Source organism: Neobacillus sp. PVCKKU3 (assembly GCF_058323225.1).
Genome location: NZ_JBLVQN010000079.1, coordinates 1 through 7,199 on the forward strand (window position 1 = coordinate 1; position 7,199 = coordinate 7,199).

The window sequence follows — 7,199 nt, forward strand, 5'->3', positions numbered from 1 at the left end:
TTTTTGTGGAGGGGTAGCGAAGTGGCTAAACGCGGCGGACTGTAAATCCGCTCCCTCAGGGTTCGGCGGTTCGAATCCGTCCCCCTCCACCATTTATATTTTTCTCGATTTTTGGACAAGCTAGAAATATCATATTAGTGGGCTATAGCCAAGCGGTAAGGCAACGGACTTTGACTCCGTCACTCGTAGGTTCGAATCCTGCTAGCCCAGCCAAATCATCCCTGAATAACTTCAGAGGATTTTGCGAAAAGTACCGAGAGGTAGTTTGAGCAATGATAGTGAGCCATTAGCTCAGTTGGTAGAGCATCTGACTTTTAATCAGAGGGTCGAAGGTTCGAGTCCTTCATGGCTCATAATTTTACGGGAAACCCGGGGATATTGTATCCTTGGTTTTTTTATTATTGTCATATTGATCACTGGGTAATTGTGGGCGTTTTATTGTTGGAATTTGCTGTCATTTGGGGGGGCGAGTAAATATCCGATTAGGCGAGTAAAATTATAAATCCGGCGAGTAAATTTAATTTTTAGATGAGTAAATTGGAAAAATCGGCGGGTAAAAGCCCAAAACAGGCGAGTAAACCTTTTCGTTGAGGTTATGAAGGCCATTCCCCGTTATCCAGGATTCTAAAATGTCCTTCATTAACCCGATGAAGGACATTTTTCAATATCAAGCTGCTATTTTGTCCTTCATCCCATTTATTAAGAACAACACGCACCAATTCCGCTAACATATAAATGCCTCCACTCCCCCGCCCCACGCATATATATACAAATTTATGTCGAGTTGAGTCATCACTATGAAAGCGGTTAAAATAGAGGCATAGACAATTAGGAGGAGACATAATGAAAAAGAAACTTTCGATTATCGGAATGCCTATGGACTTGGGACAGATGCGCCGCGGGGTTGATATGGGACCAAGTGCCATTCGATATGCCGGTATCAATGAACGCCTAAAGCCGTTATTTTCGGAAATCCACGACATGGGAGATATTCCAATTGGAAGACCAGAGGTTGTCGTCGATAAAGAATCCAATCTAAGAAACTTAGACCTAGTTGCAGAAAAAAATACTCTACTTGCAGAAAAGGTTGACGCAGCCGTTAATGAAGGCTGGTTCCCGCTTGTTCTTGGCGGCGATCACAGCATTGCCATCGGCACATTAGCAGGTGTGGCGAAGCATTATCAAAACCTTGGTGTTATTTGGTACGATGCCCATGGTGACCTGAATACGGCTGAAACTAGCCCATCCGGAAATATCCATGGTATGCCTCTTGCGGTCAGCATTGGTTTGGGACATCCATTATTAACAAATATCAGCGGCTATGCACCAAAGGTAAAGCCTGAGAATGTTATCATTATCGGCGCCCGTTCCCTTGATGAAGGAGAACGGATTCTAATTAAAGAAAGAGGCATCAAGGTTTACACTATGCACGAAATCGACCGCCTCGGTATGGCAAAGGTGATGGAAGAAACAATCGCTTACCTCAAGGAAAGAACCGATGGTGTTCACCTATCGCTTGACCTCGATGGCCTAGATCCAAGTGAATGCCCAGGTGTTGGGACACCGGTAATGGGGGGAATCAGCTACCGTGAAAGCCATCTTGCTATGGAAATGCTCGAGGAATCAAAATTAATTACCTCCGCAGAATTTGTTGAGGTAAATCCAATTCTCGATGAAAAAAATAAAACCGCCTCCATTGCTGTCGGACTGATGGGGTCTTTATTTGGCGAAAAACTTCTATAAAAACCACACAGCAGCTGCCAAAACAAGGGCAGCTGCTAATTATTTTCTATAGTTTAATTTTTACAATTCATTTACCATTCCTCCACAAATCGTTCATAATTCCAATGTAATATTACTATTAATACCTCTATGAATTCTTTTAGCAATTTTTACTATTTTTTTGTTAAAATTATAGGTATTGAGAACTTTTTTTACCTAAAACGAAACCTTTTTGCTAACGATACGTATATCGGATAGCAGCATTGGAGCTGAGGTAATTTAATGGAAGCTATAGTAAAAAAGAGAATAAAACAAGTCATAAAAGGCGACCAAGACGCATTTGGGGAAATTGTTGAAATATATAAAAACAGTGTTTTTCAGATTTGTTTTCGAATGCTTGGGAACCGGCATGAGGCTGAGGATGCAGCACAGGAAGCATTCATCCGTGCCTATGTGAATATAAAGTCCTTTAACCAAGATTTAAAGTTCTCCACCTGGATTTTTCGTATTGCCACCAATCTTTGTATCGACCGGATGCGCAAAAAGAAACCGGACCATTATTTGGATGCAGAGGTGGCTGGTACGGAAGGGCTGACGATGTATTCGCAGATTCCATCCAATACCGAACTGCCGGAAAAGAAATTAGAAAGCATGGAACTGCAAGAGTCAGTCCAAAAGGAAATTTTAAAACTCCCCGAAAAATATCGGTCAGCCATCGTATTAAAATACATGGAGGATTTGTCCTTAAACGAAATAAGTGAAATTCTCGACCTTCCGGTTGGAACAGTCAAAACAAGAATTCACCGCGGACGAGAAGCATTGAAACAACAATTAAGGTATGTGTAAATAAAGAGGTGAAACAAGAATGTGTCCAGACCATATCATCGAACTCATGCACGAATACTTGGACGAAGAAATCGATTTAGAAAAGGATCAGGTTTTACGGCTACACCTCCAAAGCTGCAAAGACTGTGAAACGATTTTTAACGAACTGAACAAAACGATCGCTTTTGTCAAAAGCGTTTCAAATATGCAGGCACCAGCCAATTTTACAGCCAATGTTTTGGCACGTCTGCCGAAGGAAAAGAAGAAGGTACTAATGACACGATGGTTTAAGAATCATCCAATTCTAACGGCAGCGTCCTTATTTGTTGTCTTAATGGGTGGCAGCCTAATGTCAACGTGGAATCATGAGCGAGAGTTCTCTGTGACAAAACAACGGAATTTAATTGTCAAAAACAACACGGTCATAGTCCCTAAGGGAGAAGTCGTCAAGGGTGACGTTGTCGTCCGAAATGGAACACTCAGAATAGAAGGAGAAATCCAGGGAGACGCAACTGTCATCAATGGGGAAAAGTACCTAGCTTCTGCAGGCCATGTAACGGGCGATATTGAGGTAGTAAACGAAGTGTTTGATTGGGTCTGGTACCAGATGAAAAAAACAGCTAAAGACGTAGTAGGTGTTTTTGACCAGACAGAAACTAAATAAATGACAAATCACTCAAAATGGAGTGATTTGTTTTTTTAAACAGTAACATATAATAAGTACAAGTTTAGTTTGTGATATAATGTATTGGTTATATTGTTTTACTAGCAAATTTACGGAGGAAAAACCATGCCGTTTGCCGATTGGACATTCTGGAAGTATATATCGAGTACAATTGATATTATCCTTGTCTGGTATGTCATTTATAAATTAATTAATATTATTAAAGGAACCAAAGCGGTTCAGCTTTTAAAAGGAATTTTTGTTATTCTGCTTGTGAAGGTCGCCAGTGATTTTTTCGGGCTGACCACCTTGAGTTGGATGATGGAGCAGGTTATTACCTACGGATTCCTGGCCATTATCATTATTTTTCAGCCAGAGCTTAGAAGGGCTCTTGAGCAGTTGGGAAGAGGCCGGTTTTTCTCCAGATCAAACAATCCTGAAGATGAGGATCAGGAGAAAACAGTGGAAGCCATTATGAAAGCAACAGATTATATGGCAAAACGGCGGATTGGAGCCCTTATTTCGATTGAAAGAGAAACGGGGATGAGCGATTACATAGAAACGGGAATTGGATTAAATTCAAGAATTTCTTCCGAGTTGCTGATCAATATCTTTATTCCGAATACACCGCTTCATGACGGCGCAGTCATTATCCAAAGAAATAATGTGGCGGCAGCGGCGTGTTATCTGCCTTTATCAGAAAGCCCCTTTATCTCAAAAGAATTGGGAACACGGCATAGGGCGGCTTTAGGAATAAGCGAAGTGACGGACAGTATCACGGTTGTCGTATCGGAGGAAACGGGCGCCATTTCGCTTACCAAAAATGGCGAGTTGCACCGTGATGTAAAAGCGGATGAATTTCGCGAATTACTGACAAATGAACTGCTGGATCAGCACAAAGCAAAACAAGCTTCTTCAGCTCGTTGGAACTGGAGGGGAAAAAGCAATGGATAAATTAATGGATACCCCATGGTTTATAAAAATCTTGGCGCTTGTATTGGCGGTTTTGTTATACTCCTCGGTTCCGCATGCCGGCAAAGATGTATATGTGCCTGGAGAGCAAACGAGTGAGACCATAAAGGATATACCGGTAAAGATTTATTATGATACTGAAAATCTTGTCGTCTCGGGGGTACCATATACAGTTGATGTGGGCCTCAAAGGGCCGATCACACATATTCAGTCGGCTAAGGCTTTAAGAAACTTTGAAGTTTATGTGGATTTAACCAATGCCAAAATAGGTCGGCAAAAGGTGAATCTGAAGGTGAAGGATTTATCCGATAAATTGCAGGCTTCCATTAAGCCGAACTCCGTTTATGTAACCATACAGGAAAAAATAACAAAGGAATTTAAGATTGAGGCAGAGTTTAACCCAGGCCAAATTGAAGATGGATATGCTGCCGGAACCCCAGTAGTGGAACCGAAAAGGGTAAAAATTACTGGAGCCAAAAGTGAAATCGACCGAATTACGTATGTTAAGGCCGTCCTTGAGGAAAAAGAAAAGCTGAAGGAAACCACAACAAAATCGGCTCGGATTCAGGTTCTTGATAAGGATTTAAATAAACTGGATGTAACGGTGGAACCGGAAACCGTTAGGGTCACACTTCCAATCAAAGAAACCGCCAAAACGGTTCCCATCAATATAATTAGAAAAGGTTCGCCGCCGGCCGGCGTGACAATAGATTCCATCGACCTAGATACAGCGGAGGCTGTCATCACAGGGGATGAAGATATATTAAAAAATACCGAAAGTGTCAGGGTAGAAGTGGATGTCAGTAAAATAAATGATAATACGACATTGGATTTGCCTGTTATTATTTCAAATGGCATCTCAAAGGTAACCCCGCAAATGGTAAAGGCTACTGTAAAGGTGAGCAAGCAGGCGGAAACAACCGTATCGGGAATTCCGCTTAAGATTAGAGGCTTGGGGCCCAATTTGAAAGCAGACATTACCGATCCGGCAAACAAAGTGATTAATTTAATCGTGAATGGGCCAAGCACTGCCCTAAGCGGTCTCGGGCCTGATGATTTTAACGCATATGTTGATCTCTCGAGCCTTCCGGAAGGAAATCATGAAGTGAATATTCATGTTGATGGCCCGCCAAATGTTAATTATAAGCCTGATAAATCTACAGCAAAAATAACGATAACAAACAATGCTTAATTCGGAGTAATAGATATAGAAGGAGCGGATAATAGAATGGGAAAATATTTTGGAACCGACGGAGTACGTGGAGTCGCAAACAGCGAATTAACTCCGGAACTGGCTTTTAAACTTGGCCGGTTTGGCGGATATGTGTTAACAAAGGAACATGCCCGTCCAAAGGTTTTAATTGGACGTGATACCCGGATTTCCGGACATATGTTAGAAGGCGCCTTAGTGGCCGGTTTGCTTTCAATTGGAGCCGAAGTCATGCGCCTTGGTGTAATTTCCACACCAGGTGTGGCTTATTTAACTAAAGCTTTAGGTGCACAGGCAGGTGTTATGATTTCTGCCTCTCATAATCCTGTTGCGGATAACGGAATTAAGTTTTTCGGTCCGGATGGTTTTAAGCTTTCTGATGAGCAGGAATTGGAAATTGAGGGATTGATGGACTTGCCAGAGGACCAGCTGCCGCGGCCGATAGGGGCTGACCTTGGTCTTGTCATGGACTATTTCGAAGGTGGTCAAAAATACCTCCAATATTTAAAGAATACGGTGGATGAGGATTTCTCCGGAATCCATGTGGCATTGGACTGTGCCCACGGGGCAACCTCATCGCTTGCGATGCACTTGTTTGCTGATTTGGATGCAGATTTGTCGACGATGGGAGCAGCCCCAAATGGTTTAAACATTAATGCGGGCGTAGGCTCAACCCATCCAGAAGCGCTGGCTGCTTTGCTAAAGGAAAAAGGGGCGGACGTTGGTTTGGCCTTTGACGGCGACGGTGACCGTCTAATTGCGATTGATGAAAAAGGGAACATCGTTGATGGCGACCATATCCTTTATATTTGTGGAAAATACATGAAGGAACAGGGCCGATTAAAGCATAATACAATCGTTTCTACCGTTATGAGCAACCTTGGTTTTTATAAAGCAGTAGAAAGCCAAGCCATTCAAAGTGTTCCTACGGCAGTGGGCGACCGCTATGTTGTTGAAGAAATGAAGAAAAATAATTATAATCTTGGCGGTGAGCAATCCGGTCATATTATTTTCCTTGACTATAATACGACTGGTGATGGTTTATTAACAGGCCTGCAGTTAGTGAATATTATGAAAGCAACTAAGAAGAAGCTTTCCGAACTCGCGGCTGAAATGAAAAAGTACCCGCAGAAACTTGTCAATATTAGGGTTACAGACAAACACCATGTAACTGATAATGAAAAGGTAAAAGAGATTATTGCACAGGTGGAAAGTGAAATGGCTGGAAACGGACGCATCCTTGTTCGTCCGTCAGGAACAGAACCGCTTGTCCGCGTGATGGCAGAAGCATCCTCAGAGGAGCTTTGCGAAGAATATGTAAACCGCATTGCTGCTGTTGTTAAGGCGGAAATGGGTTTAAACGAAGAATAAATTTCGCTATATGCATAAGGGAACTTCTTGTTCCCTTATGCATATTTTATTATGTATGGTTTTAATTTTTCCATAAAGTTTTAAGTTGACGAACCAATGCGTATCATGTACTATTAATTTGCTTTGTTTAATAAAAGCAATGTTATTGGAAGGGAGGCAGAGGTAGGACAGTTGTTTTTACAAAAGCGCCAGAACTAGCCGAAAGAGGGTTTGGCTAGTTGACGAGGTGGAGGATTATCGAAATGTTCGGCGGATACCTCCCGGTTGAAACGCACAACCGTCAATTTCTTCCTTAAAACACGGAGGCAACTCGGTGCACAAAGGGGAGAAAATGCACATACTAAAATAATGTTGAAAAGGTATAGACAGATACCTATAAAAAACAGAGATAAGGGGGCAGGTACGCCTCCAAAGCTTCTTGCCCCCTATATCAGG

Annotated in this window: 7 protein-coding genes and 3 tRNA genes; 9 read left to right on the plus strand and 1 reads right to left on the minus strand. The window is 42.2% G+C overall.

The features are described 5' to 3' along the window. Positions 1-7 precede the first annotated feature (7 nt). The 3 genes from ACNQGS_RS28710 to ACNQGS_RS28720 all read left to right on the plus strand — a co-directional run bounded on the left by ACNQGS_RS28710 (position 8) and on the right by ACNQGS_RS28720 (position 353). Positions 8-92, plus strand: a tRNA-Tyr gene (locus ACNQGS_RS28710). Between the two features lie 46 nt (positions 93-138). Beyond that, positions 139-213: transfer RNA gene (locus ACNQGS_RS28715), tRNA-Gln, on the plus strand. A gap of 67 nt (positions 214-280) precedes the next feature. After that, a tRNA-Lys gene (locus ACNQGS_RS28720) sits at positions 281-353 on the plus strand. A 240-nt stretch (positions 354-593) separates the two neighbouring features. Here the strand turns inward: ACNQGS_RS28720 and ACNQGS_RS28725 are convergent. After that, the gene (locus ACNQGS_RS28725) at positions 594-731 is read right to left on the minus strand and encodes a hypothetical protein (RefSeq protein ID WP_423800351.1); all 138 of its coding nucleotides are present in this window, start codon (positions 729-731) and stop codon (positions 594-596) included. A gap of 112 nt (positions 732-843) precedes the next feature. Between ACNQGS_RS28725 and rocF the strand changes: the two genes are divergently transcribed. The 6 genes from rocF (at position 844) to glmM (ending at position 6,764) form a co-directional block, all read left to right on the plus strand. After that, positions 844-1,743, plus strand: coding sequence for an arginase (gene rocF / locus ACNQGS_RS28730; RefSeq protein ID WP_491490358.1), 900 nt, complete (start codon positions 844-846; stop codon positions 1,741-1,743). A 261-nt stretch (positions 1,744-2,004) separates the two neighbouring features. Further along, complete coding sequence (sigW, locus tag ACNQGS_RS28735) at positions 2,005-2,568, plus strand: RNA polymerase sigma factor SigW (RefSeq protein ID WP_491490359.1); 564 nt, start codon at positions 2,005-2,007, stop codon at positions 2,566-2,568. Positions 2,569-2,587: 19 nt separating this feature from the next. Beyond that, positions 2,588-3,211 carry a zf-HC2 domain-containing protein gene (locus tag ACNQGS_RS28740; RefSeq protein WP_491490360.1) on the plus strand — a complete coding sequence of 208 codons (624 nt, stop codon included), beginning with the start codon at positions 2,588-2,590 and terminating at the stop codon, positions 3,209-3,211. A gap of 126 nt (positions 3,212-3,337) precedes the next feature. Then, positions 3,338-4,165, plus strand: coding sequence for a diadenylate cyclase CdaA (gene cdaA / locus ACNQGS_RS28745; protein ID WP_491490361.1), 828 nt, complete (start codon positions 3,338-3,340; stop codon positions 4,163-4,165). After that, a complete protein-coding gene (locus ACNQGS_RS28750; RefSeq protein ID WP_491490362.1) occupies positions 4,158-5,375 on the plus strand; it encodes a CdaR family protein in 1,218 nt (405 codons plus the stop codon). The genes cdaA and ACNQGS_RS28750 overlap by 8 nt, the downstream gene beginning before the upstream one ends. 36 nt (positions 5,376-5,411) lie before the next feature. Beyond that, on the plus strand, positions 5,412-6,764 hold the full coding sequence (gene glmM, locus ACNQGS_RS28755; protein WP_491490363.1) for a phosphoglucosamine mutase: 1,353 nt from the start codon (positions 5,412-5,414) through the stop codon (positions 6,762-6,764). The last annotated feature ends 435 nt before the right edge of the window (positions 6,765-7,199 follow it).